The organism is Nonomuraea sp. NPDC050451 (genome assembly GCF_044458585.1).
Window position 1 is genome coordinate 101,753 of record NZ_JBITHZ010000026.1, and the last position, 21,227, is coordinate 122,979.

At 71.2% G+C, this 21,227-nt stretch carries 21 protein-coding genes and 1 pseudogene; 7 read left to right on the forward strand and 15 right to left on the reverse strand.

The annotated features are described in order from the left end of the window. Window positions 1-16: 16 nt before the first annotated feature. From ACIBI9_RS47345 to ACIBI9_RS47365, 5 genes are read right to left on the reverse strand one after another with little or no spacing between them, the layout of a single operon-like run. Window positions 17-1,144, reverse strand: coding sequence for an ABC transporter ATP-binding protein (locus ACIBI9_RS47345; RefSeq protein WP_397233028.1), 1,128 nt, complete (start codon window positions 1,142-1,144; stop codon window positions 17-19). Next, entirely contained in the window at window positions 1,141-1,950 is an 810-nt protein-coding gene (locus tag ACIBI9_RS47350) for a carbohydrate ABC transporter permease (RefSeq protein ID WP_397233030.1), read from the reverse strand. The genes ACIBI9_RS47345 and ACIBI9_RS47350 overlap by 4 nt, the downstream gene beginning before the upstream one ends. Further along, window positions 1,947-2,816: a carbohydrate ABC transporter permease gene (locus tag ACIBI9_RS47355; protein WP_397233032.1), complete on the reverse strand. Its 870-nt coding sequence runs from the start codon at window positions 2,814-2,816 to the stop codon at window positions 1,947-1,949. The genes ACIBI9_RS47350 and ACIBI9_RS47355 overlap by 4 nt, the downstream gene beginning before the upstream one ends. After that, window positions 2,813-4,096, reverse strand: coding sequence for an extracellular solute-binding protein (locus ACIBI9_RS47360; protein ID WP_397233034.1), 1,284 nt, complete (start codon window positions 4,094-4,096; stop codon window positions 2,813-2,815). Before ACIBI9_RS47360 ends, ACIBI9_RS47355 begins: the two co-directional genes overlap by 4 nt. A 14-nt stretch (window positions 4,097-4,110) precedes the next feature. Next, window positions 4,111-5,232, reverse strand: a complete 1,122-nt coding sequence (locus tag ACIBI9_RS47365) for a cellulase-like family protein (protein ID WP_397233036.1) — start codon at window positions 5,230-5,232, stop codon at window positions 4,111-4,113. A gap of 127 nt (window positions 5,233-5,359) precedes the next feature. Between ACIBI9_RS47365 and ACIBI9_RS47370 the strand changes: the two genes are divergently transcribed. Together ACIBI9_RS47370 and ACIBI9_RS47375 are read left to right on the forward strand one after the other, a co-directional pair. Next, entirely contained in the window at window positions 5,360-6,565 is a 1,206-nt protein-coding gene (locus ACIBI9_RS47370; RefSeq protein ID WP_397233038.1) for a mandelate racemase/muconate lactonizing enzyme family protein, read from the forward strand. A 79-nt stretch (window positions 6,566-6,644) separates the two neighbouring features. Next, window positions 6,645-7,697 carry an alcohol dehydrogenase catalytic domain-containing protein gene (locus tag ACIBI9_RS47375; RefSeq protein ID WP_397233040.1) on the forward strand — a complete coding sequence of 351 codons (1,053 nt, stop codon included), beginning with the start codon at window positions 6,645-6,647 and terminating at the stop codon, window positions 7,695-7,697. Window positions 7,698-7,722: 25 nt separating this feature from the next. On the opposite strand, the gene ACIBI9_RS47380 is transcribed toward ACIBI9_RS47375, so the two are convergent. Further along, window positions 7,723-8,154 (reverse strand): MarR family winged helix-turn-helix transcriptional regulator, encoded by a 432-nt coding sequence (locus tag ACIBI9_RS47380; RefSeq protein ID WP_397233042.1) that lies wholly within the window; start codon window positions 8,152-8,154, stop codon window positions 7,723-7,725. A 102-nt stretch (window positions 8,155-8,256) separates the two neighbouring features. Here ACIBI9_RS47380 and ACIBI9_RS47385 point away from each other — a divergent pair, with 102 nt between their 5' ends. Further along, on the forward strand, window positions 8,257-9,705 hold the full coding sequence (locus ACIBI9_RS47385) for an MFS transporter (protein ID WP_397233044.1): 1,449 nt from the start codon (window positions 8,257-8,259) through the stop codon (window positions 9,703-9,705). Window positions 9,706-9,747: 42 nt separating this feature from the next. Here the strand turns inward: ACIBI9_RS47385 and ACIBI9_RS47390 are convergent, their stop codons facing one another. The 4 genes and pseudogenes from ACIBI9_RS47390 to ACIBI9_RS47405 all read right to left on the reverse strand — a co-directional run bounded on the left by ACIBI9_RS47390 (window position 9,748) and on the right by ACIBI9_RS47405 (window position 12,891). Continuing rightward, window positions 9,748-10,902: an NAD(P)/FAD-dependent oxidoreductase gene (locus ACIBI9_RS47390; protein ID WP_397233046.1), complete on the reverse strand. Its 1,155-nt coding sequence runs from the start codon at window positions 10,900-10,902 to the stop codon at window positions 9,748-9,750. Then, window positions 10,899-11,099 carry a ferredoxin gene (locus ACIBI9_RS47395; protein WP_397233048.1) on the reverse strand — a complete coding sequence of 67 codons (201 nt, stop codon included), beginning with the start codon at window positions 11,097-11,099 and terminating at the stop codon, window positions 10,899-10,901. The genes ACIBI9_RS47390 and ACIBI9_RS47395 overlap by 4 nt, the downstream gene beginning before the upstream one ends. A 19-nt stretch (window positions 11,100-11,118) precedes the next feature. Beyond that, window positions 11,119-12,133, reverse strand: a pseudogene (locus tag ACIBI9_RS47400) (hypothetical protein). Window positions 12,134-12,141: 8 nt separating this feature from the next. Beyond that, on the reverse strand, window positions 12,142-12,891 hold the full coding sequence (locus tag ACIBI9_RS47405; protein WP_397233050.1) for an SDR family NAD(P)-dependent oxidoreductase: 750 nt from the start codon (window positions 12,889-12,891) through the stop codon (window positions 12,142-12,144). An 89-nt stretch (window positions 12,892-12,980) separates the two neighbouring features. Here ACIBI9_RS47405 and ACIBI9_RS47410 point away from each other — a divergent pair, with 89 nt between their 5' ends. Then, entirely contained in the window at window positions 12,981-13,541 is a 561-nt protein-coding gene (locus ACIBI9_RS47410; protein WP_397233052.1) for a TetR family transcriptional regulator, read from the forward strand. Between the two features lie 48 nt (window positions 13,542-13,589). Here the strand turns inward: ACIBI9_RS47410 and ACIBI9_RS47415 are convergent, their stop codons facing one another. The 5 genes from ACIBI9_RS47415 to ACIBI9_RS47435 form a co-directional block, all read right to left on the reverse strand. After that, window positions 13,590-14,387 (reverse strand): ABC transporter permease, encoded by a 798-nt coding sequence (locus ACIBI9_RS47415; protein ID WP_397233054.1) that lies wholly within the window; start codon window positions 14,385-14,387, stop codon window positions 13,590-13,592. Further along, window positions 14,384-15,340 (reverse strand): ATP-binding cassette domain-containing protein, encoded by a 957-nt coding sequence (locus ACIBI9_RS47420; protein ID WP_397233056.1) that lies wholly within the window; start codon window positions 15,338-15,340, stop codon window positions 14,384-14,386. Before ACIBI9_RS47420 ends, ACIBI9_RS47415 begins: the two co-directional genes overlap by 4 nt. A gap of 93 nt (window positions 15,341-15,433) precedes the next feature. Further along, window positions 15,434-15,958: an EXLDI protein gene (locus ACIBI9_RS47425; protein ID WP_397233058.1), complete on the reverse strand. Its 525-nt coding sequence runs from the start codon at window positions 15,956-15,958 to the stop codon at window positions 15,434-15,436. A gap of 63 nt (window positions 15,959-16,021) precedes the next feature. Then, the gene (locus tag ACIBI9_RS47430) at window positions 16,022-16,909 is read right to left on the reverse strand and encodes a DNA-3-methyladenine glycosylase family protein (protein WP_397233060.1); all 888 of its coding nucleotides are present in this window, start codon (window positions 16,907-16,909) and stop codon (window positions 16,022-16,024) included. Between the two features lie 42 nt (window positions 16,910-16,951). Then, entirely contained in the window at window positions 16,952-17,410 is a 459-nt protein-coding gene (locus ACIBI9_RS47435) for a MarR family winged helix-turn-helix transcriptional regulator (protein WP_397233062.1), read from the reverse strand. A gap of 80 nt (window positions 17,411-17,490) precedes the next feature. Here ACIBI9_RS47435 and ACIBI9_RS47440 point away from each other — a divergent pair, with 80 nt between their 5' ends. From ACIBI9_RS47440 to ACIBI9_RS47450, 3 genes are all read left to right on the forward strand, one after another. After that, a complete protein-coding gene (locus tag ACIBI9_RS47440) occupies window positions 17,491-18,939 on the forward strand; it encodes an MFS transporter (protein ID WP_397233064.1) in 1,449 nt (482 codons plus the stop codon). Window positions 18,940-19,268: 329 nt separating this feature from the next. Further along, window positions 19,269-20,402: a globin domain-containing protein gene (locus ACIBI9_RS47445; RefSeq protein WP_397233066.1), complete on the forward strand. Its 1,134-nt coding sequence runs from the start codon at window positions 19,269-19,271 to the stop codon at window positions 20,400-20,402. Then, window positions 20,399-21,220, forward strand: coding sequence for a DivIVA domain-containing protein (locus ACIBI9_RS47450; RefSeq protein ID WP_397233068.1), 822 nt, complete (start codon window positions 20,399-20,401; stop codon window positions 21,218-21,220). Before ACIBI9_RS47445 ends, ACIBI9_RS47450 begins: the two co-directional genes overlap by 4 nt. Window positions 21,221-21,227: the final 7 nt, after the last annotated feature.

The following is a 21,227-nucleotide window of genomic DNA, read 5'->3' on the forward strand; positions in this document are numbered from 1 at the left end:
CTCCCGCGTTCAGCGGTCATGCCGACCACGGTAGCGGCTCGCCGCCGGTGCCGAGCCGCGCTCCGTGCCAGCACGCCCGCCCGTCCGGGCCGAACAGGTGAAGATCGGTGAGCGGCACGTGGAAGGTCGCGCGTTCCCCGTCGCGCGGGCCGGTGCGGGGCGGCACGCGGGCGACGACGGCCCGCCCCGTGTCGTCGCGCAGGTGCAGGATGCTCTCGTTGCCGAGGTTCTCCCGGTACGACACCGTCGCCTCGATGGGCAGCGCGGCCCCATCGTCGGCGCGCACGCGTACGGACTCGGGCCTGAACCCGACGCGTACCGACTCCGGCAGACCGTCCGGCAGCCGGGGCAGCCGCCAGCGCAGGTCGCCGCTGGTCAGCTCCACCCCGTCCGCGCCCGCCCGCGCGGTGGCCTCGATCAGGTTCATCTGCGGGCTGCCGAGGAACGTGGCGACGAACACGGTGGCCGGCTGCTCGTAGATCTCGGTCGGGGTGCCGATCTGCGCGAACTCGCCCTCGTTGAGCACCGCCACCCTGTCGCCCATGGTCATGGCCTCGACCTGGTCGTGGGTCACGTACAGGACGGTCCCCTTGGTGCGGCGGTGGAACTCGATCAGCTCGGCCCGCATCTGCACGCGCAGGGCGGCGTCCAGGTTCGACAGCGGCTCGTCCATGAGGTACGCGGCCGGCTCCCGGATCATGGCGCGCCCGAGCGCGACCCGCTGGCGCTGGCCGCCGGAGAGCTGGCCCGGCTTCTTCCTGAGCTGGTCGGCGAGCCCGAGCACGCGGCTGGTGTCCTCGATCCGCTGCCGGATGACCTCCTTCGGCACGTGATGGGCGCGCAGGCCGAACGCCAGGTTGCCCTCGACGCTCAGATGCGGGTAGAGGGCGTAGTCCTGGAAGACCATGCCGATCCCGCGGTCGCCGGGGTGGACGTGGGTGACGTCCTTCCCGCCGACCGTGACCCGGCCGGCGCTGACCGGCTCGATCCCGGCGACGATGCGCATCAGCGTGGACTTCCCGCACCCCGACGGGCCGACGATCACCAGGAACTCCCCGTCGCGCACGTGCAGGTCGATGTCGGCGAACAGCACCTGACCGCCGTACCGCTTGGTGACCCGCTCGATGCGGATGCCGTCGGTCATCGCTTGACTCCTCCGAGGGTGAGGCCCGAGACGTAGTAGCGCTGCAGCAGGGCGAACAGGACGAGCGGCGGCAGGATCGACAGCAGCGCCGCCGCGGTTTGCAGGTGGTAGACGATCCCGTGCTCCCCCTCGAAGGACGACAGCGCGAGCGGCAGCGTCCACAGCTCCTGCTCGCTGGCCGCGATCAGCGGCCAGATGAGGTTGTCCCACTGGGCGAGGAACTGCAGCAGCAGGACCGTGAGCAGGGCCGGGCGCAGCAGCGGGACGGCGATGAGGAAGAAGATGCGCAGCTCGCCGGCGCCGTCCACCCGCGCGGCGTGCAGCATCTGCGCGGGGATGCCCAGCGCGAACTGCCGGACCAGGAAGACGCCGAGCGCGCTGGCCACGAACGGCGCGATCAGGCCCTGGTAGCTGTTGAGCCAGCCGAGCTCGCTGAGCGCCACGAACACCGGGATCATGACGACCGCCGGAGTCAGCGAGAGCGCGATGATCACCAGGTTGAGCAGCGCGGCCCGGCCGGGGAAGCGCAGCCGGGCCAGCGCGTACCCGGCCGCCGCCGAGATCGCCACGTCCAGCACGGAGACCGCCGAGGCGATGACGACGCTGTTCAGCAGGTAGCGCGGGAACCGGCCGTCGGTCATGATCTGGCCGAGGTTGTCGAACAGCGCGAAGCCGTGGAAGCGCAGCCCGGACAGGTCGCTGTCGTCAGGCGACGACGCCAGCACGACCATGGAGTAGAGCGGCAGCAGCATCAGCGCCACGAAGCCGACGAGGGCGACCACGGTGAGCGAGCGGCGGATTCTCATTCCTCGTCACTCCTGATCAGCTTGAACTGGGTGAAGGCGAAGACCAGCAGCACCACGAGCAGCACGATCGCGATCGCCGACGCGTAGCCGAACCGGGAGAAGGAGAACGCGTTGTTGTACAGGTAGAGGGGCAGCACCTGGGTGGCGTTGACGGGGCCGCCCTTGGTGAGCAGGTAGGCGGGCACGAACGACTGCATGGCCCCGGTGACGGCCACCACGATCACGAAGGTGAAGGTGCGGCGCAGCAGCGGCACGGTGATCAGGAAGAACGTACGCAGCGCGCGGGCGCCGTCGATGGCCGCGGCCTCGAAGACGTTGGCCGGCAGGGCCTGCAGCCCGGCGACGAAGATGATCACGTAGAGGCCGACGTACTTCCAGATGACCATCACGAGCAGCGCCCAGATGGCGTAGTCGGAGTCGGTGAGCCACGGGCGGGCGCCGGCCAGGGTGTCGGCGAGCCCGCCGGTGGAGTAGATGACCTGCCACAGCACCGTGGCGCCGACCAGCGGCATCACCGCGGGGATGAAGATCAGCCCGCGCAGCCAGGCGCGCAGCCGGCCGGGCTTGGCCAGCGGCACGGCCACGACCAGCGCGATCACGATGGTCGGGCCCACCGCGAAGACCGTGTAGAGCACGGTCACCCACACGCTGCTCCAGAACTCCTCGCTGGTGGCCATCTCGCGGTAGTTGTCCAGGCCCACCCACTGCGGGGTGCCCGACAGGTCGTACGAGGTGAAGCTCAGGTAGAGGGCCGCGACCGCGGGCAGCGCCCAGAACAGGACGAAGTACACGATCGCCGGGGCGGCGAGGCCCGCGCCCGCGCGGGCCTCCGTCCCGGCCATGGTGGCCCGGCGTGCAGCGGTCATTTGAGAATCCGCCCCACCGCGTCGTCGAAGGCGGCCGCGGCCTCCTTGGCGGGCCGCTGCTTGTGGATCACCGACTCCAGCGCGTCGAGCAGCGCCTTGATCGTCTCGGTCCACTGCGGCAGCACCGGGCCGAAGTCGGTGTACGGGAGCTGCTCCTCCAGCTGCTGGCTGGCCTTGTCGCGGGCGCTCGGCAGCTTCTGCCAGCCCGCCGCCGGGGTGACCAGGCCGGTGGCGGCCAGCTGCTGGTCGACGTGCTCGGACGTCGACAGCCAGTTCACGAAATGCCAGGCCGTGTACGGATTTTTCGCCCTTTTGGCGACCATCCATCCCCATGAGTAGCCGGAGGCCACCTTCTCCTTGCCCGCCCAGTTCGGTATGACGGCGCTGTCGAAGGTCTTGCCCAGCTCGGCCTTGGGATTGAGGGCCGGGATGAGGCTGGAGGTGAACCGGCCGGACACCAGCATGGCCGCGGTGCCCTTGGCGAACAGGCCGAACGCGCCGACCGGGTCGCTCAGCCTGGGATTGCCCTGGCGGCCGTAGTACTCGAGCGCCTGCAGGCCCGCCGGCGTGTTCAGCCCGCCGTGTCCGGTGCTCTCGTCCACGATCTTCCCGCCGAGACCGTTGATCAGCGGGATGAAGTTCAGCATCGCCCAGATGTTGTCGGCGAGCTGCCACTGGAGCCCGACCTGGGAGCCCGTGGTGAGCCTGGCGTTGAACTCCTCGACCTCCTCCCAGGTCGTCGGAGGCTTGTCGGGGTCGAGCCCCGCCTGCTCGAAGCGGTCGCGGCGGTACCAGAGGTGGACCGAGTTGAAGTCGATCGGGATGCCGTAGACCTGGTCCTTGTAGGTGAGGGAAGCGAAGGCGTTGGTGTCGAACCTGGTCTTGAGCTCGTCGATGGAGCCGGCTCCGAACTCGGCCGGCGGCAGCGGCGCGACCTGCCCCTTGGACGCCCGCTCGGCGAGGGTCCAGGCGCCGACCTTGATCAGGTCGGGTGGCGAGCCCGTGGTGAACGCGGTGGAGAGCTTGGTGTCGAGGTTGGCGATGGGGACGTACAGCGGCTTGACGGTGACCTTCGGGAACTGGCGCTGATACTCGGCGATCTTGGCGTTGAAGTATTTGGTGTTCGCCTGCTCCTCGTGCATCCAGACGTTGACCGTGCCCTGCGGCCCGGACTCCTTGGAGCCGACCGGCGCGCCGCTCGACCCGCAGGCGGCCAGCGGGGTCGCCAGGCTCAGCAGGGCGGCGCCGCGCAGGAGGTCTCGACGGGGGATATCGCTCATGTGTCCGGTTCCTCTCAGGGGACGGGCGTGAATTCGGTGACCCCCGCGTGGATGGCGTCGGTCATGCGCCGGTGCCAGGCGATGTCGCGCCACATGCCGTCGAACTGGGGGCCGCAGAAGTTGCTGGTCGACAGCGCCTCCCAGCGCCCGGTGGCCAGCGCGGCGCGTACCCCGATCTCGCACAGCTCCTTGACCCAGCCCCAGTCGCGGCCGGGGCCGTCCTTGTAGTTCACGATCCCCCAGCATTCGGTGGTCACGAGCGGCTTGCCGACCGCGCGCGACCACGCCGCGACCTCCCCGATGTGCCCGGTCAGACGGCCGGCCCACCGCTGCGGATCGGCCCGGTACAGGCGCTCGGCCGGGCCGGACAGCGGCTCGTAGGCCCGCGGGTCGAACTGGGAGTGGTGCAGGTCGTAGCCGATCTCCGTGTAGAAGTCGGTGGTGGCCTGCGGCGTCATCCACACGTGCGGTTCGAGCAGGTCCAGCTCGGACAGGTCCTCGCCCGGGGCGCCGGTGGTCTCGGTGCAGATGGACAGCGTGTAGCGGTAGCGGGGGTGGGCGGCGCGCAGGGTGGAGATCGCCTCTTTGGTCCAGTTCCGTACGACTTCGTCGCCCCGGGACAGGGTCTCGGCGCTCGCGTCGTTCCCGTACAGGAAGGGCGCCCACATCGCGAGCGGCCACTCGTTCACCAGGTCGACGAAGTAGACGGCGTCGGCGAGGCCGGCGCCCTCGATCGCCGAGAGCGTGACGTCCCAGACCCGGGCCAGGTCGGCCGGGGTCCTGATCCGCGAGCGGACGTCGAGCTCGTCCTTCCTGAACCACGAGGACAGCGCGACGCGCAGCCCGCGGGCCGCGCACGCCCGGATGAAGTCGAGCAGGTCGGGCAGCACGCGTACGGAGACCGGCTCGGTGGCGCCCCAGGACTCGAAGTGCCACACGGGGAGCAGGCGCCAGGCCCGCTCCGGATCGGCCGCCACCAGGTGGGGGAAGGCGTCGATGCGTACCGCGTCGTAGCCCCGTTCGGCCAGTTCGTCGAGTGCGCGGTCCCAGTCCTGGTAGCCGGCGCCGTCCCAGCGCCGTTCGAGCCAGGAGAAGTCCCACATGGTGATCGCTAAGGGACTGGTGGTCAACGTCATAGTTCTCAACATCCGTTCCGATGTTGGTCTTACCAGATTGCTAGATCGTGGCTGGCTACAACGTCACTGTCAAGGCTTCCTTGGAGTCCTTGTGGTTACTGGTCTAACCAGCTAGCGTTCTTGAACCATGAGCACCCGAGCCGTCGCCGGCCTGGAGACCATCCGATGCCCGATTCAGCCCAACGTGCTCCTGGTACGGCTGCACGCCGACGACGGCCTGACCGGCCTCGGCGAGTCGTTCTTCGGGGCGGAGGCGGTCGAGGCCTACCTGCACGAGACCGTCGCGCCACTCCTCGTGGGAGCGCCGCTGCCCAGCCCCGAGCGGCTGCGCCGGCTGCTCACCGGCCATGTGGGCTTCCAGGGCAGCGGGGTCGAGACCCGGGGCAACGGGGCCGTCGACATCGCCGTGTGGGACCTGCTCGGCAAGGCCGCCGGGCAGCCCGTCGCCACCCTGCTCGGCGGCCCCTACCAGGACGGCCTCCCCGTCTACAACACCTGCGCGGGCCCCTCCTACGTCAAGGACGAGCCGCGCCAGGCCGTCTCCAACTGGGGTCTGGCCGACACGTCACGGTACGAGGACCTGCGCGGCTTCCTCGAACGGCCGGGCGAGCTGGCCAAGGAGCTGTGGGACGAGGGCCTGCGGGCCATGAAGGTGTGGCCGTTCGACCAGGCGGCCGAGCGCACCGGCGGCATGCGGCTGGAGCGGGACGACCTGCGGGCCGGTCTAAAGGTGCTCGACGACATCAAGAACGCCGTCCCCGAGATGGACGTCATGGTCGAGCTGCACGGCCTGTGGAGCCTGCATGCCGCGCTCGGCCTGGTCAAGGAGCTCGAACGCTTCACCCCGTACTGGGTCGAGGACCCGCTGCGGGCCGACAGCCAGGCCTCGTACGCCACGCTGCAGGCCGCGACGCCGGTGCCGCTGGCCACCGGCGAGACGCTGACCGGGCAGCGCGCGTTCCGCGGGCTGCTGGAACGCGCGGGGATCCGGGTGGCCATCGTCGACATCGGCTGGACGGGCGGGCTGACCGAGGCCCGCAAGATCGCCGCGCTCGTGGACTCGTACGACCTGCCGTTCGCGCCGCACGACTGCACCGGGCCGATCTCGTTCGCGGCGTGCGTACACCTGGCGCTGAGCCAGCCCAACGCGCTGGTGCAGGAGAGCGTGCGCGCCTTCCGCCACACCTGGTACGGGGAGCTGGCCACCGGCCTGCCGCCCGTGGAGGACGGCCGGGTGCGCCTGGAGGACCGGCCCGGGCTGGGCGTGGAGCTCACCGACGGCCTCACCACCCGCCCAGGCGTCACCACCCGCCTCACCGGCACCCGCCCATGAGCCCGGCCCACCAGCCGAGCGGGGTGCGGGCGTCGGGGCCGAGCGGATGCGGCTGCGTCCAGCCGAGCGGGGTGCGGGGATGACGCGGATGGCGGCGTTGCGCTGGTACGGGCGCGGCGATGTGCGGCTGGTCGAGACCGAGATCCCCAGCCCCGGTCCCGGCGAGGTCCTGATCGCGGTGACGCTCTGCGGCATCTGCGGCAGCGACGTCGAGGAGTACCAGGCGGGACCGATCGTCGTGCCGGTCACGCCGCACCCGCTGACCGGCCGGACGGCCCCGCTCACCCTGGGGCACGAGGTCGTCGGCGTGGTCGCCCGCCCCGGCCCCGGCGTCGACCTCGTCCCGGGCACCCCGGTCGTGCCGGACGTGGTGCTGGGCTGCGGCCGGTGCTGGTGGTGCGCGCGGGGGGACTACCCGCTGTGCGAGCGCGGGGCCGCGCTCGGGCTGCAGGACGACGGAGGGCTGGCGGAGTACCTGGTGGCGCCGGCCGACCGCTGCGTCCCGCTGCCCGAGGGCATGCCCGCCGAGGTCGCCGTCTTCGCCGAGCCCGCGGCGGTCGCCGTACGGGCGCTCGACAAGGCCGGTGACGTGTCCGGCGCCGTGGTCGCGGTCGTCGGTTCCGGCGCCATCGGGCTGCTGGTCGCCCAGGTGGCCGCCTGCCGCGGGGCGGCGGCCGTCGTCGCGGTCGACCCGGACCCGGGCCGCCGCGCGCTGGCCGGCTCGTGCGGCTTCGCCGGCGCGGCACCCGGCGAGGCGGCGGACGCCGTCCGCGAGCTCACCGGCGGCCGTATGGCTGACGTGGTGGTGGAGAGCGCGGGAACGCCCGCCGCGGTGACCGACGCGCTGGCGCTGTGCCGTCGCGGCGGCACCACGGTCCTACTCGGCGTCACCCCGGAGCCCGCCGTGCTGCCCACGCTGGACGTGGTGCTGGGGGAGAAGCGCATCGTGGGGTCGGCCTCGCACCGATGGGACACCGACGTACGCGCCGCCGTCGCCCTCCTGCACGCCGGTCACATCCGGGTCGATCGGCTGCCCGTCCAGACCGTCCCGCTTTCGGATGCCGTACGACGCGGCCTGGCCGACCCGCCCCGGGACGTCCTGAAGACCATCGTCGCCGTCACAAGCGCCTGAGCGGACGGGGCACGCCGCCGTCCCGTCAGTGTTCGATGCTGGCGTTGAAGTGGGCCAGGCCCCGGGCGAACGCGGCCAGCTCCTCCGGGGTCCAGTCCTTCAGGACCGTGGCGAGGCCCCGGAGCCGGTACTCGCGCTCCCCGCCGACCCGCCGCCGCCCCTCCTCGGTGATGCGGAGCAGCCGGGCCATCCCGCCCTCCGGGTCGGGGATGCGCTCGGCGAGCCCGTCGCGGAGCAGGACGGCGGTCTGCCGGTTGACGGTCGAGGTGTCGAGGCTGAACGCCTGCGCGAGCTGGCCGATCGACATCGGCCCCTCGGCCTCTAGCCGGCTGAGCAGGATGTAGCTGCTGCCACGCTCCAGCCGCCGCTCCGAGGGAGGCGCGGCCGACGACGCCAGCTCCTTGTATCGGCCGATGAGCATGAGCTCGCGCTCGATGTCAACGATCTCCTCGCGCATGAATACCTCCCCACGGCGGTCAGAATATCCCTCTATATGGTGATGTGTAGGATACATACCATATGCATCGTGCATATAATTATGCGAGATACGGGAGAACTCATGAGTTCAACGCGTGCCGCACCGTCCAGTGGAGCGATCATCAGCGTGCTGGCGGCGGCGGGCATCACGGTCTCGCTGATGCAGACGCTGATGGTGCCGCTGATCGCGACCCTGCCGATCCTCCTGCACACCACGGCCGCCAACGCCTTCTGGGCCATCACCGCGACCCTCCTGGCCGGCGCGGTCGCCATGCCCGTATCGGGGCGGCTCGGCGACCTGTACGGCAAGCGCCGCGTCATGATCGTCAGCGCGGTCCTGCTGGCCGTCGGCTCCCTGGTGTGCGCGCCCGCCAACTCGCTGACCCCCATGGTGATCGGCCGCGCCCTGCAGGGGCTCGGGCTGGGCGTGATCCCGCTGGGCATCGCCATCATGCGGGACGTGCTGCCGCCGCAGCGGCTCGGCTCGGCCATCGGACTGATGAGCTCCTCGCTCGGGGTGGGCGGAGCGCTCGGCCTGCCCGCCGCCGCGTTCGTCGCCCAGTACGTGAGCTGGCACGCGCTGTTCTGGGGGGCTGCCGTCCTCGGCGTGGTGATGAGCGTGCTGATCTTCATCGTCGTGCCGGAGTCGCCGGTCAAGTCGCCGGGGCGCTTCGACTTCGTGGGAGCGGTGGGCCTGGCGGCCGGCCTGGCCCTGTTCCTGCTGCCGGTCTCCAAGGGCGGTGACTGGGGCTGGACGAGCGGCATCACGCTCGGCATGTTCGCCGCCTCGGCGGTGATCCTGCTGCTGTGGGGCTGGTGGGAGCTGCGCGTGTCCGCCCCCCTGATCGACCTGCGCACCAGCGCGCGCCGTCAGGTGCTGCTGACCAATCTGGCCTCCATCGTGATCGGCTTCGCCATGTACGCGATGTCGTTGATCACGCCTCAGCTCCTGCAACTGCCCGAGGCCACCGGGTACGGCCTGGGCCGGTCGATGGTCGAGGCCGGCTTGTGGATGGCCCCGGCCGGGCTGGTCATGATGGCGATCTCGCCGGTGGCCGCCCGCCTGTCGGGGGCTCGCGGGCCCAAGACGTCCCTGCTGCTCGGGACGCTCGTCATCGCCTCCGGCTACCTCATGGCCCTCGCCCTGATGGGGCACGCGTGGGGCGTCCTGATCTTCTCGTCCGTGGTCAGCGCCGGGATCGGCTTCGCGTACGCGGCCATGCCGTCCATCATCATGAGCGCCGTGCCGCGTACCGAGACGGCCGCCGCCAACGGGCTCAACAGCCTGATGCGCTCGATCGGCACGTCCTGCGCCAGTGCCGTGCTCGGGGCGGTGCTGGCCAACCTGACGGTCACGTTCGGGTCCGTGACGTTGCCGTCCGAGGCCGGGTTCCGCGCCGGTTTCCTCATCGGCGGCGGGGTCGCCCTGGTGGCGGCGCTCATCGTCCTGACCATCCCCGGCCGCCGCGCCGCCGCGCCGCAGCCGGCCGGCCTGCCCGCCGACGCCGACCAGCAGGTCCGCACCCGTTGAGCCGCTGCTCCACCAGGGTGACGGCACCCTGGTGGAGTAGTTCTACGCCGTGCCCAGCTGACTGCGCCGCAGGCGGGCGGCCTTGGCCATGTTCCAGCCCAGCACCGCCGTGACCACTCCGTCGCACCGGTAGAGGGCGACGAAGCGGTTCTGTTCGGGATCGCCCTCGACCACGCTCACCTCCGCCTCGGGCGTGGGCAGCCCGTGGACCTGGATCTTGACGTCGTACTGGTCGGTCCAGAAGTACGGGACGGGCGCGTAGGACAGGTCCTCGCCGAGGATGTTGGCGGCCACGAGCTGGGCCTGCTCGACGGCGTTGGTCCGGTTCTCCAGCCGCAGCCGCCGGCCGAGCCCCTCGTGCCGCCAGGAGGCCACGTCGCCCACCGCGTAGACGCCGTCGGCGGCGCGGCAGCGGGAGTCGCACTCCACGCCGTCGCGCAGGGCCAGCCCGCTGTCGCCGAGCCACCCGGTCGCCGGGCGGGAGCCGATCGCCACCACCACCGCGTCGGCGGGCAGCAGCTCGCCGGACGCCAGGCGTACCCCCGTGACCCGGCCGCTCTCGGAGGCCAGGCCCTCGACCCCGACGCCGAGCCGCAGCCGGACGCCGTGCTCGGCGTGCTTCCTGGTGAGCAGCGCGGCGGCCGGGTCGCCGAGCTGGTCGGCCAGGACCGCGCGGCCGAGGCCGACGAGGGTGACGTCCAGGCCGAGGCCGCGCGCGGTGGCGGCCACCTCCGCCCCCAGCACGCCCTCGCCCACGACGACGAGGCGCGGCCCTTCGAGCAGGTGGGCGCGGAGCGCGAGCGCGTCGTCCAGGGTGCGCAGCACGTGAACGCCCGCCAGCCCGTCCTGGCCGGGCAGCCGGGACGGGGTCAGCCCGGTGGCCAGCACGACGGCCTGCGCGCGCAGGGTCCGCCCGGACGCGGCGGACACCTCCCGCGCCTCGGGGTCCAGCCGCACCGCGGGGTCGCCGAGGATGAACGTCGCGCCCAGCTTGTCCAGCTCGGTCTTGGGCCGCAGGTGGGCCCGCTCGCTCTCCCACGCGCCGGCCAGCACCTGCTTGGACAGCGGCGGGCGGTCGTAGGGCGGATGCGGCTCGGCGCCCAGGACGGTCAGGCCGCCCTGGTGGCCCTTGCGGCGCAGCGCCTCCGCGACGGCCAGGCCGCCGGCGGAGGCGCCCACGATCAGGACGTCCGTCAAGGCTGCCCGTCCAGGGTGATCGCGGCGGCCGGGCAGACGTCGGCGGCCTCGCGTACGGCGGCGTGCAGGGGCTCGGCCGGCGACGGGTCCAGCAGGATCACGATGCCGTCGTCCTCACCCTGGTCGAACACCTCGGGGGCGAGCAGCACGCAGCTGCCTGCCCCGCAACATTTGTCCGTGTCGACGGTGACGTTCATCAGAGGGTTCCTTTCGGTTCTACCAGCGCACCGGGACCTGCCGCAGGCCGCCGACGATGAGCCCCTCGCGGCGCTTCAGCTCCTCAGCGGGCACGGCCAGCTCCAGCGTGGGCAGGCGGTCGAGCAGCACCTTGAGCACGGTCTGCAGCTCGGTGCGGGCCAGCGACTGGCCCAGGCAGGCGTACGGCCCACTCCTCCACCGCCGGGCGGATCAGCGACGGGTCGGCCACCAGCCGTTCCCAGCGGGCGCGGTCGGCCAGCAGCATCGCGACCATCTTGCCGATCATGTTCGCGGTGGTCTCGTGGCCCGCGACCAGCAGGCCCTTGGCGGTCATCAGCATGACCTCCTCGGTGACCTGGCCGTCGAGCGCGCCGACGAGCGAGATCAGCTCGCTGATCAGGTCGTCGCCCGGCTCGGCGCGCTTGTCGGCGACGTGGGCGCGCATGTACGCGGCGAACTCGGCCTGGGCCGCGTCGATCTCCTCCTGGGTGAACTTCGTCAGGCTGAGCAGCGTGTCCGACCAGTACGCGAACTTGTCGCGGTCGGATTCCGGCACCCCGAGCAGCTCGCAGATCACCCACACCGGCAGCGGGAAGGCCAGGCCGGTGACCAGGTCGGCCGCGGGGCCCTGCTTGACCATCTCGTCGACCAGCCGGCCGGCCATCGCCTCGATCCCCGGCTGCATGGCCGAGACGCGCTTGGCGGTGAAGGCCTTGCCGATCAGCTTGCGCCACTCCCGGTGGGCCTCGCCCTTGACGCTGGTGCCGCCCTCGTCGCCGAACACGCCGCCGGACTCGGTCGAGGTGATGTTGGCGGCGTCGTCGGCCACGAGGTGGTGGGTGAAGCGCGGGTCCGACAGCAGCTGCTTCACGTCGGCGTACCGGGTGAGCAGCAGCGCCTCGTCGCCGCTGGCCAGCTTGATCGGCGCGACCGGGCAGCCCTGGCGCAGGTCGGCCCACTCGGCTGGCGGCTCCAGAGCGCTGGGGGCGGCGAACGGGTAGTGCGGGGCGTTGCTCAAATGTCCTCCAGAGATAGGGGCGGTCAGGCCGCCGACCAGCCGCCGTCAACCGGGACGATCGCCCCGTTGACGAACGAGGCGGCGTCCGAGGCGAGGAAGAGCGCGGCGTCGGCCATCTGCTCCGGCTGGGCCAGCCGCTCGCCGAGGGCGAGCACGGGGCCGAGCCGGGCGGCGCCGGTGGGGTCGAAGGACGCGTTCGTGGCGATGTTGGTCATGGTGGGGCCGGGCAGGATGGCGTTGCAGCGGATGCCGTCCTTGGCGTGCGCCCAGGCCACGCTGCGGGTCAGGCCGACCACGCCGTGCTTGGACGCGGTGTAGGCGGCGCCGGCCGCCCCGCCGCGGATGCCGGCCTCCGAGGCGGTGTTGACGATCGCGCCGGCGCCCTGGCGCAGCATGTGCGGCAGCACCGCGTGGGTGACCAGGAACGTGCCGGTCAGGTTCACCCGCAGGACCCGCTCCCACAGCTCGACCGGGATGTCGGCGGGCAGCGCCATCGTGTCCATGATCCCGGCGTTGTTGCACAGCACGTCGATGCGGCCGAACGCGCCGATCGCCGCCTCGGTCAGCGCGGCCACCGACGCCTCGTCGGAGATGTCGGCGGAGACCGCGACGGCCGCCTCGCCGATCTCCTCGGCGGTCTGCCCGGCCGACTCCTTGTCGATGTCGCAGGCCACGACGCGGGCGCCCGCCTTGGCGAACGCCACGGCCATCGCCCGGCCGATCCCGGACCCCGCACCTGTGATCAGGGCGACGCGATCGTCGAATGTGCTCAAGAGCCCGTCCTTTCACCAGCCGTCATCCGGCCCGCCATGTTCGCGGCGCGGCAACCGGACAACATTGTCCGGTTGCTACGATACCCGCCGTGTCGGAGTCACGTCGACCGAACAGAGGACCGAGTGCCGCAGCCGAGAACAGGGCGGCGTTGGTCGCGGCCGCCCGGGAGGTGTTCGCCAGCGCCGGATACAACGCGCCGCTGAGCACGGTCGCCCGCGCCGCCGGGGTCGGGCAGGGCAGCCTCTACCGGCACTTCCCCGACCGGATCAGCCTCGCCATGGCCGTGTTCGAGGACGGCGTCACGGAGCTGGAGGCGCTGGCGGCCCGGCCCGGCACCACGCTCGACGACCTGCTGGAGCTGCTGACCGAGCAGGCCATCGCCTCGACCGCGTTCATCGAGATGGTCAGCGCGCGGCCGAGCGAGCCCGATCCCCGCATCATCGACGTACGCGATCGCGTGTCGAGGGTGCTGGCGGGCGTGCTCGGCGACGCCCGGCGCGCGGGGCAGGTCCGCGAGGACGTCTCGGCCGACGACCTGGTGCTGGTCGTCGGCATGCTCGCCGGTGTCCTGGCCAAGGCCCCGGCCCCCGACCGGCGCGCCACCGCCGACCGGGTGTGGGCGCTGCTGCGCGAGGGCATCGCGCCCTGAGCGAGGGCATCGCGCCCTGCGCGAGCGCGCGCCCGCCGCCGCGAAAGGTCACTGGCTTACGGCCCGCTTGTACAGACGCGTGGCCAGCGGCACGAACACCACCAGGATCAGCACCGACCAGAACAGCGACACCGCCACCGCGTGCTGGAGCGGCCAGGCCTGTGGTCGCGTCGCGACCGCGTTGCCGAACAGCTCGCGGGCGGCCTGGACGACGGTGGAGACGGGGTTCCACTCGGCGACGGCTCTGAGCGGCCCCGGCAGGCGGCCGGCGTCGACGAAGGCGTTGGAGAGGAACACCAGCGGCATCGACACGATGGTGGCGATGTTGTTGAACACCTCGGGCGTGCGCAGGGCCAGCGCCACCGCCGCCGTCACCCAGGAGAAGGCGTAGGCGAAGAACAGCAGCAGCAGGAAGCCGAGCACGGCCTCCAGCGGCGAGGTGTGGATGCGCCAGCCGACGGCCAGGCCCACCAGCGCCATCACGACGATGCTGGTCACGTTCATGAGCGCGTCGCAGATGGTCTGGCCGACCAGCACCGCCGAGGGCGCCATCGGCAGCGTGCGGAACCGGTCGAAGATGCCCTTCTGCAGGTCCTGGGTGAGGGTGTAGCCGGTGATCTGCGCGCTGGTGACGATGGTCTGGACGAAGATGCCCGGGATCATGTACTCGCGGTACGACATGCCCGGCAGCTCGATCATGCTGCCGAAGACGTACGCGAACAGCAGCACGAACACGATCGGCAGGATGACCGCGCCGCCGAGCAGATCCGGGGCTCGTCTGATCTTGAGCGCGTTGCGCTTGGTGATCGTCACGCCGTCGGCGAGCACGATCTGCAGGGCGTTCATCGGGCGGGCTCCTTCTCTGCGGTGACCTCGTGGCCGGTGAGGGTGAGGAAGACGTCATCCAGGGTCGGGCGGCGCAGCCCGGCGTCGCGGACGGTGACGCGTTCGGCGGCCAGCAGGCCGAGCGCGGTGGTGAGCGCGGCGGTGCCGCCGGTGACCGGGACCGTCACGTGCAGCGCCGTGGGGTCGATCCGTACCTCGCCGAAGGACGCCAGGGCGCGCCGCGCGGCCTCCAGGTCGCCGGCGCCGGCCACGGTCAGCTCGATCCGGTCGCCGCCGACCTGGTCCTTCAGCTCGTCGGCGGTGCCCAGTGCGATCACGTGACCGTGGTCGACCACCGCGATCCGGTCGGCGAGGCGGTCGGCCTCCTCCAGGTACTGGGTGGTGAGCAGTACGGTGGTGCCGCCCGCGACGAGCTCGGAGATGACGTCCCACAGGCCCGCCCGGGCCCGGGGGTCCAGGCCGGTGGTGGGCTCGTCGAGGAAGAGCACGGGCGGGTCGGCCACCAGGGCGCCGGCCAGGTCGAGCCGGCGCCGCATGCCGCCGGAGTAGCCCCGCACCGGGCGGTCGGCCGCGCCGGTCAGGTCGAAGCGCTCCAGCAGCTCCCGGGCGCGCTGCTTGCTGCGCCTGGCGCCCAGGTGGTAGAGGCGGCCGACCATCTCCAGGTTCTCGGCGCCGGTCATGTGGTCGTCGACCGCCGCGTACTGGCCGGACGCGCCGATGTGCGAGCGCAGCCGGTCGGCCTGCGCGACGACGTCGAGGCCGGCGACGGTGGCGCGGCCGGCGTCCGGTCTGACCAGGGTGGTCAGGATACGTACCGTTGTGGTCTTTCCTGCGCCGTTGGGGCCGAGCAGGCCGAACACCGTGCCCTCCGGGACGGACAGGTTCATCCCGTTCAGGGCGACGACGTCGCCGTACTTCTTGACCAGGCCCTCGGCGTGAATGGCGGGAGGCATCGCCGGATTTCTCCTTTTTGTTGGGGGGTTGACCATGATTTATGGGCATGACGGGATGGCGGACGGTCGCCCGCCCGCTTCGTTCAGCGGGTTCTAGATGTCCAGGTCCTCGACGGCGGGCCGCTCGGCCAGGTCGGCGATCAGGTCGTAGAACTCGTCAGGGATCTTGCCGCGCAGTTCCTCGACCGTGTCGACGACCTCCAGCGTGGCCACGCCCTGCACGAAGCCCCATCTCGTCTCGCCCAGGCCGAGGTAGCCGCGCCAGGTGCTCACCCAGTCGTCGGACTCCGAGCCGCTCACCCAGTCGGGCGAGCGGTCGACGTGCAGGACGAACTTGCCCTTGCGCGAGCGGTACACCCGGAACATCTCCACCCGCCCGCTGCGGCTGGTGCGGCCCCACTCGCCGAGCAGCACGCCGGAGAAGCGCTGCTTGCGCCCGGCGCCCTGGCCGACCTGCACGATGACCTCTTCGTAGCCCTCCTGGCGGCCCTCCTCCATCTCGACGTAGCGCCGCAGCGCCACGCTGATGGCGGTCGACAGCTTGCCGCCGGCGAGTTCCTGAGCCCGCTGGAAGATCGGCAGATCCTCGTCGGACACGTAGATCGTTTTATTCGGCATCGTCTCACCCTCATCCCGTATACGTATGAGTCTACGTATACGGGAGCCGGATGGCAACGGCCATCAGTCGCGGTCGTCGGCGGTCCCGTAGGAAGTGGCCCTGAAGAGGAAGGATGCCCAGGACCGGTAGGGCCGCCAGGCCTCGGCCAGCTTCCGGTACGCGCTCGGCGGCGCGTCCTCCGGCAGGCCGTACGCCTCGCGCAGGATCGCGAACAGGCGCGGCTCGTCGCCGGGGAACGCGTCCGGCGCGCCCGCGCCGCGGATCAGGATCAGCCCCGCGGAGAACGGCCCCACGCCGGGCAGCGCGCGCAGCTCGGCCAGGGCGTCCTGCGGGTCGAGCGAGCGGAGGTGCTCGGTGGTGAGCACGCCGTCGAGCGCCGCCTGCGCCAGGCCGCGCAGCCACTCCTCCTTCTGCGCCGGCAGCCCGAGGCCCCGGGCCTCCAGTAGCGACACGGGCGGAGGGAAGGCCGAGTGCGCCTGCCCGTCGACGGTGACCTTCGCGCCGTACCGGTCCGCGATGCGCTGCTTGATCCGCGAGGCGATGAGCATCGACGAACGCTGCACGATCACCGCCCAGCACGCGGCCTCCCACGGGCTCCAGAAGCACACCGGCCGCAGGCCGGGGCTGCGTCGCTGCAGGTCGCCGAGCACCGGGTCGACCTCGCCGAGCTTGGTGAAGCCGGCGCCGTCGACGTCGAGGGACAGGATCCGCGCCACCTCGCCCCGGATCCCCGGCCCGGCGGGCCGCGTCGTGGCCACGGCGACCCCGCCCGGCGCGCCCGTCACGGTGACGCCGATCGGCAGCCAGTCGGATTCGGCGCAGTAGGCGAAGCGCATCGCCCGCCCGTCGGAGGGCAGAGCGCTGGTGGCCGGCCAGTCCTCGAGGAAGCGCAACGAGGCGCCGAAGTCGAACGGGCCCTCGGCGGTGAGCGTGAATCCGTGCGTGGTCATGCGCGTATGGTAGGCGCCCGAACGGACAGCCTTCGTTGATCATCAGGTCATGCGGTCGGACTCCTCGACGGCGTCGCGGTGGCTGCCGGCGATGAAGGCGTGGATCGCCTCCAGTTGCTCGGTGGTGAACTCGCCCATCAGCCGGCGAGCCCGGGCGTCGAGCCCCTCGTAGAACGCGGCGACCTTCCCCAGAGCCTCGGGCACCGCCTCGACCACGACACTGCGGCGGTCCTCCGGATGCGGCCGGCGCCGCACGTATCCCGCCTTCTCCAGCCGGTCGATCATGTGGGTGACCGCGCCGGTCGTACGGCCCAGGCGGGCGCTCAGCCTGCCCGCGGTGCTGGGTCCCTCCCGGTTGAGGGTGTGCAGGCACAGCAGGTCGGTGGGGCTGACGCCGGCCCGCTGGGCGATCAGGTCGTTCAGCCGACCCATCGCCCCGGCCAGGTCGGTCATCGCGAGCACGATGCGATCGGGGAGGTCGTCCTGCGGTTTGACGTTCACTCAATGCCTCATTATCTTCATGGTTCAGATACTTAGCGACAAAGACATTCTATTCCCTCTCCTGCCGTTGGAGGGCCCTGGTGTCCATCGAGACATCCAACACGACCATCGCCGCCACCACCGGCCGCGTCCGCACGACCGCTCTCGTCGTGATCCTGCTGGCCGGCTTCATGGACCTGCTCGACGTCACCATCGTCAACGTCACCGTGCCCTCCGTCAGCGCCAGGCTCGGCGCCACGCCGGCGCAGCTGCAGTGGATCCTGGCCGGCTACACGCTGGCCTTCGCGCTCGGCATCGTCACGGGAGCCAGGCTCGGCGACCTGTACGGCTACCGCCGCCTCTTCCTGATCGGCATCGCCGGGTTCACCGCCGCCTCCGCGCTGTGCGGCGCCGCGCCGACCGCCGACATGCTCGTGGCGGCCCGCGTCGTCCAGGGGCTCTTCGCCGCCGTGATGGTCCCCCAGGTGCTCTCGCAGATCCAGCTCATGTACGCGCCGCACGAACGCGGGGGCGCGATGGCCGCCTTCTCCTCGCTGTCCGGGCTCGCGGCGGCCGTCGGCCCGATCCTCGGCGCGGTGCTGCTCGAAGCCGACCTGTTCGGCCAGGGCTGGCGGGCCGTCTTCTGGATCAACGTACCGGTCGGCATCCTGACCCTGATCGTGGCCGCCCGCGTCCTGCCCCAGGGGCGCGGCGCCACCCGGCCCCGCATCGACCTGACCGGCATGGTCGTCTGCGCCGTCGGCCTGGTGCTCATCCTCTACCCCCTGATCGCCGGCAGCGAGGAGCGGCCGTGGCCGGTCTGGACGTACGTGAGCCTGGCCGCGGGCCTGGCCGTCATGGCCGGCTTCCACCGCCACCAGCGGCGGCTCGCCCGGCGCGGACGCTCCCCGCTCGTGGAGGTGTCCCTGTTCCGGATCCGCTCGGTCGGCGGCGGGCTGCTGGTGCAGTTCCTGTTCTTCGTGCCTGTGATCGGCTTCTTCTTCACCTTCACCCAACTCCTGCAGTCCGGCCTGGGTATGGCGCCGCTGGCCGCCGGGGTCACGATGCTGCCCTGGCCCATCGCCACCTCCGTGGCCGCCGGGCTCGGAGTGGCGGTGCTGCTCCCGCGTCTGGGCCGGGTCACCGTACAGCTCGGGCTCGTCATCCTGGCCGCCGGCTTCGCCCTCCTGGCCGTCGCCGCCGCCACCGCCGCGCCCGGCACCGGCTGGCTCGCCTTCCTGCCCGGCGTCGTCGTCGGCGGTGCGGGCATGGGCCTCACCATCGCGCCGCTCGCCCAGCTGACCCTGGAGAACGTCCCCGCCGAGCACGCCGGATCGGGCTCGGGCCTGTTCAACACGGTCGCGCAGGTCGCCGCCTCGACCGGCGTCGCCGTCATCGGCACGATCTTCTTCCCGCTCCTGGCCACCCATACCGGCGACCCGGCCCGCGGCTACGGCACGGCCTTCGTCGTCACCATGTGGGTCAGCATCGCCCTGCTGGCGCTCACCGCCGCGGTCAGCTTCCTGCTGCCCCGCAAGCCCACGCCGTAGCCGTTACAGCTGCTTCTCTGTATCCGCAGGAACTCGTCGATGAGGCCGTTTGCATATTTCGCCCGCGATTTGAGTACGGGAAACGCGGTCGTCATCGCAGAGGGGGAGCCGCTGTCCAGTCCGGATAGTTCCGGACCCATGCTGCCCGCGGGGTTCGCCTGCGCCCGTCTGCAGCCGATCGGGCTGAGCGGCGGTCATCGTGGCAGCTCACGGCGCTCGCTGTACCGGGTGGAGCGGGGTTTTGTCCAGGAATTAATGGACATTCTGACTGGGGTTGTCTAGACTCGGTCAGGCACGTATTTCCCGATGCTCGCGCACGGGGGGACTTGTTGAGTTTTACGCGACTCAGAGACAACTTCGAGCTGGTCGCCAAATATGGGGACAGCGTGCCGCTCTATTTATTCTCGGATCTGTTCCTGCGCGTCCCGGGATACCGGGAAATGTTTCCGGTCAACATGCGCAACCAGCGTGATCGGCTCATGGGGGCGCTGGGGTTCGCGGTGGAGCACGCGGGCGGCCTGCACGAGATCACGCCTTATCTGCATCAGCTCGCGCGCAGCCACCGCAAGCTGGGCGTGGAGAACGAGCATTACGTGCAGTGGAGCGCCAGCGTGGTCAACACCATGCAGCGCTTTTCCGGAAACGCGTGGGACGACGCGCTCGACCGCGAGTGGCGGGAGTTCTTGGGCACCCTTTCCAGGGTGCTGGTGGACGGGGCCAAACAGGACAGCATGAAACGGCCCGCGCACTGGTCAGCCGAGGTGATCAGCCATGAGCGCAGGGCCGTCGACACGGCGGTGCTGCGATTGCTGGTCGACGCGCCGTTCGCCTATGTTCCCGGGCAGTCGGCGCCGGTCGAGGTGCCGCAGTGGCCGCATCAGTGGCGCTACTACTCGATGGCGAACGTGCCCCGGCAGGACAACACCGTCGAGTTCCACGTGAAAGCCGACGGGGCCGTGAGCAGATCCCTGGTCTGCGACATCCAGGAAGGCGACACCGTACGGCTCGGCGCACCCGTCGGCACGCTCACGCTGAATCCCGACACCGGGCGGAACATCCTGCTGGTCGCCGGGGGCACGGGATTCGCGCCCATCAAGGCGATTCTCGAGCACGTGACCCGGCTGCCGGTGCCGCCGTGGGTATCCGTGTTCGTCGGCGCCCGCGAACCCGCCGGGCTCTACGATTTCGACACCCTGCGCACCTGGGCCGCGAAGTACTCCTGGCTCAGCGTCAGGGCCGCCCTTTCCGAAATACACGATCAGGACCTCGCCGCCTCCGGAACGGTCAGCGAGGTGATCGCCGGATACGGCCGGTGGGACGCGTACGACGCCTATGTCTGCGGCCCGCCCGCCATGGTCGACAGCACGGTCGAGGTCCTGCGCGGAAATGGGTTCAGCGACAACCGCATTCGCCTGGAGAGGTTCGCGAGTGAGGCCGTTCCGTCACAGAGGTTCGCTCTATGAATGACCCGGTTGAGCAGTTCCACGCCACGTACTCCAGCCAGCCGGACAGCGACGGTGACGAGGGCGGCGCGGTGGCCCGCTGGTCCGAGCCCGGCGGCGAGACCGACGCCTCCTGGGAGGAGCCGCAGTGGGACGAGCCGCAGGCGGCGGCCTCCTCCGACGGCCGCGCGCCCGAACGGCTCACGCCCGCCCAACTGCGCGCCGTCGTCTTCCGCCGCGCCCCGCTGGGCCGCCGCGGGCTCGACGAGCACCAGGTCAACAACCTCCTCGACCGGGTCGAGGAGGAGCTGACCCTGCTCACGCAGGAGAAGAAGTCGCTCCTGGCCGAGGTCGCCCTGCTGCGCGAGTACGTCTCCGACTCCTCCGCCATCGCCGTACCAGCCCAACAACAGCAGCAGGCCGACACGACGACGCCCGTGCGGCGGGAGACCGGGTTGTCCCGGGTGGAGCAGCCGGGGCACGTGGAGTCGCAGACGGTGGCCAGCCGCATGCAGGAGGCGCACGTCTACGCGGCCAGCCTGCTGTCGCAGGCCCAGCAGACCGCTGACCAGTACATCCAGGATGCCCAGCGGTACGCCAGGGAGCTCATCGAGGATGCCCGCTACCGGAGGGGCGAGATCCTGAGCAAGGCGGGGTCGGAGCAGGCGACTCCGGAGGAGGAGACCTGGGAGCGGGAGGCCGCCCGGCTGCGGGCCGCCAGTCAGCAGTATCGCGGCAAGCTGCGGGACTACTTCGAGTTGCTGCTGATGAATCTGGACGAGTGGGAGACGGCTGAGGAGATCGGCGGTTCGCCCGACACCGGGCGGTTGCCTGAATGAATGAGCC

Excerpts from the sequence above, each read along its gene's own strand:
- ACIBI9_RS47345 (WP_397233028.1), bottom strand. The coding sequence starts at position 1,144 with ATGACCGACGGCATCCGCATCGAGCGGGTCACCAAGCGGTACGGCGGT.
- ACIBI9_RS47350 (WP_397233030.1), bottom strand. The coding sequence starts at position 1,950 with ATGAGAATCCGCCGCTCGCTCACCGTGGTCGCCCTCGTCGGCTTCGTG.
- ACIBI9_RS47355 (WP_397233032.1), bottom strand. The coding sequence starts at position 2,816 with ATGACCGCTGCACGCCGGGCCACCATGGCCGGGACGGAGGCCCGCGCG.
- ACIBI9_RS47360 (WP_397233034.1), bottom strand. The coding sequence starts at position 4,096 with ATGAGCGATATCCCCCGTCGAGACCTCCTGCGCGGCGCCGCCCTGCTG.
- ACIBI9_RS47365 (WP_397233036.1), bottom strand. The coding sequence starts at position 5,232 with ATGACGTTGACCACCAGTCCCTTAGCGATCACCATGTGGGACTTCTCC.
- ACIBI9_RS47370 (WP_397233038.1), top strand. The coding sequence starts at position 5,360 with ATGAGCACCCGAGCCGTCGCCGGCCTGGAGACCATCCGATGCCCGATT.
- ACIBI9_RS47375 (WP_397233040.1), top strand. The coding sequence starts at position 6,645 with ATGACGCGGATGGCGGCGTTGCGCTGGTACGGGCGCGGCGATGTGCGG.
- ACIBI9_RS47380 (WP_397233042.1), bottom strand. The coding sequence starts at position 8,154 with ATGCGCGAGGAGATCGTTGACATCGAGCGCGAGCTCATGCTCATCGGC.
- ACIBI9_RS47385 (WP_397233044.1), top strand. The coding sequence starts at position 8,257 with ATGAGTTCAACGCGTGCCGCACCGTCCAGTGGAGCGATCATCAGCGTG.
- ACIBI9_RS47395 (WP_397233048.1), bottom strand. The coding sequence starts at position 11,099 with ATGAACGTCACCGTCGACACGGACAAATGTTGCGGGGCAGGCAGCTGC.
- ACIBI9_RS47415 (WP_397233054.1), bottom strand. The coding sequence starts at position 14,387 with ATGAACGCCCTGCAGATCGTGCTCGCCGACGGCGTGACGATCACCAAG.
- ACIBI9_RS47420 (WP_397233056.1), bottom strand. The coding sequence starts at position 15,340 with ATGCCTCCCGCCATTCACGCCGAGGGCCTGGTCAAGAAGTACGGCGAC.
- ACIBI9_RS47425 (WP_397233058.1), bottom strand. The coding sequence starts at position 15,958 with ATGCCGAATAAAACGATCTACGTGTCCGACGAGGATCTGCCGATCTTC.
- ACIBI9_RS47430 (WP_397233060.1), bottom strand. The coding sequence starts at position 16,909 with ATGACCACGCACGGATTCACGCTCACCGCCGAGGGCCCGTTCGACTTC.
- ACIBI9_RS47450 (WP_397233068.1), top strand. The coding sequence starts at position 20,399 with ATGAATGACCCGGTTGAGCAGTTCCACGCCACGTACTCCAGCCAGCCG.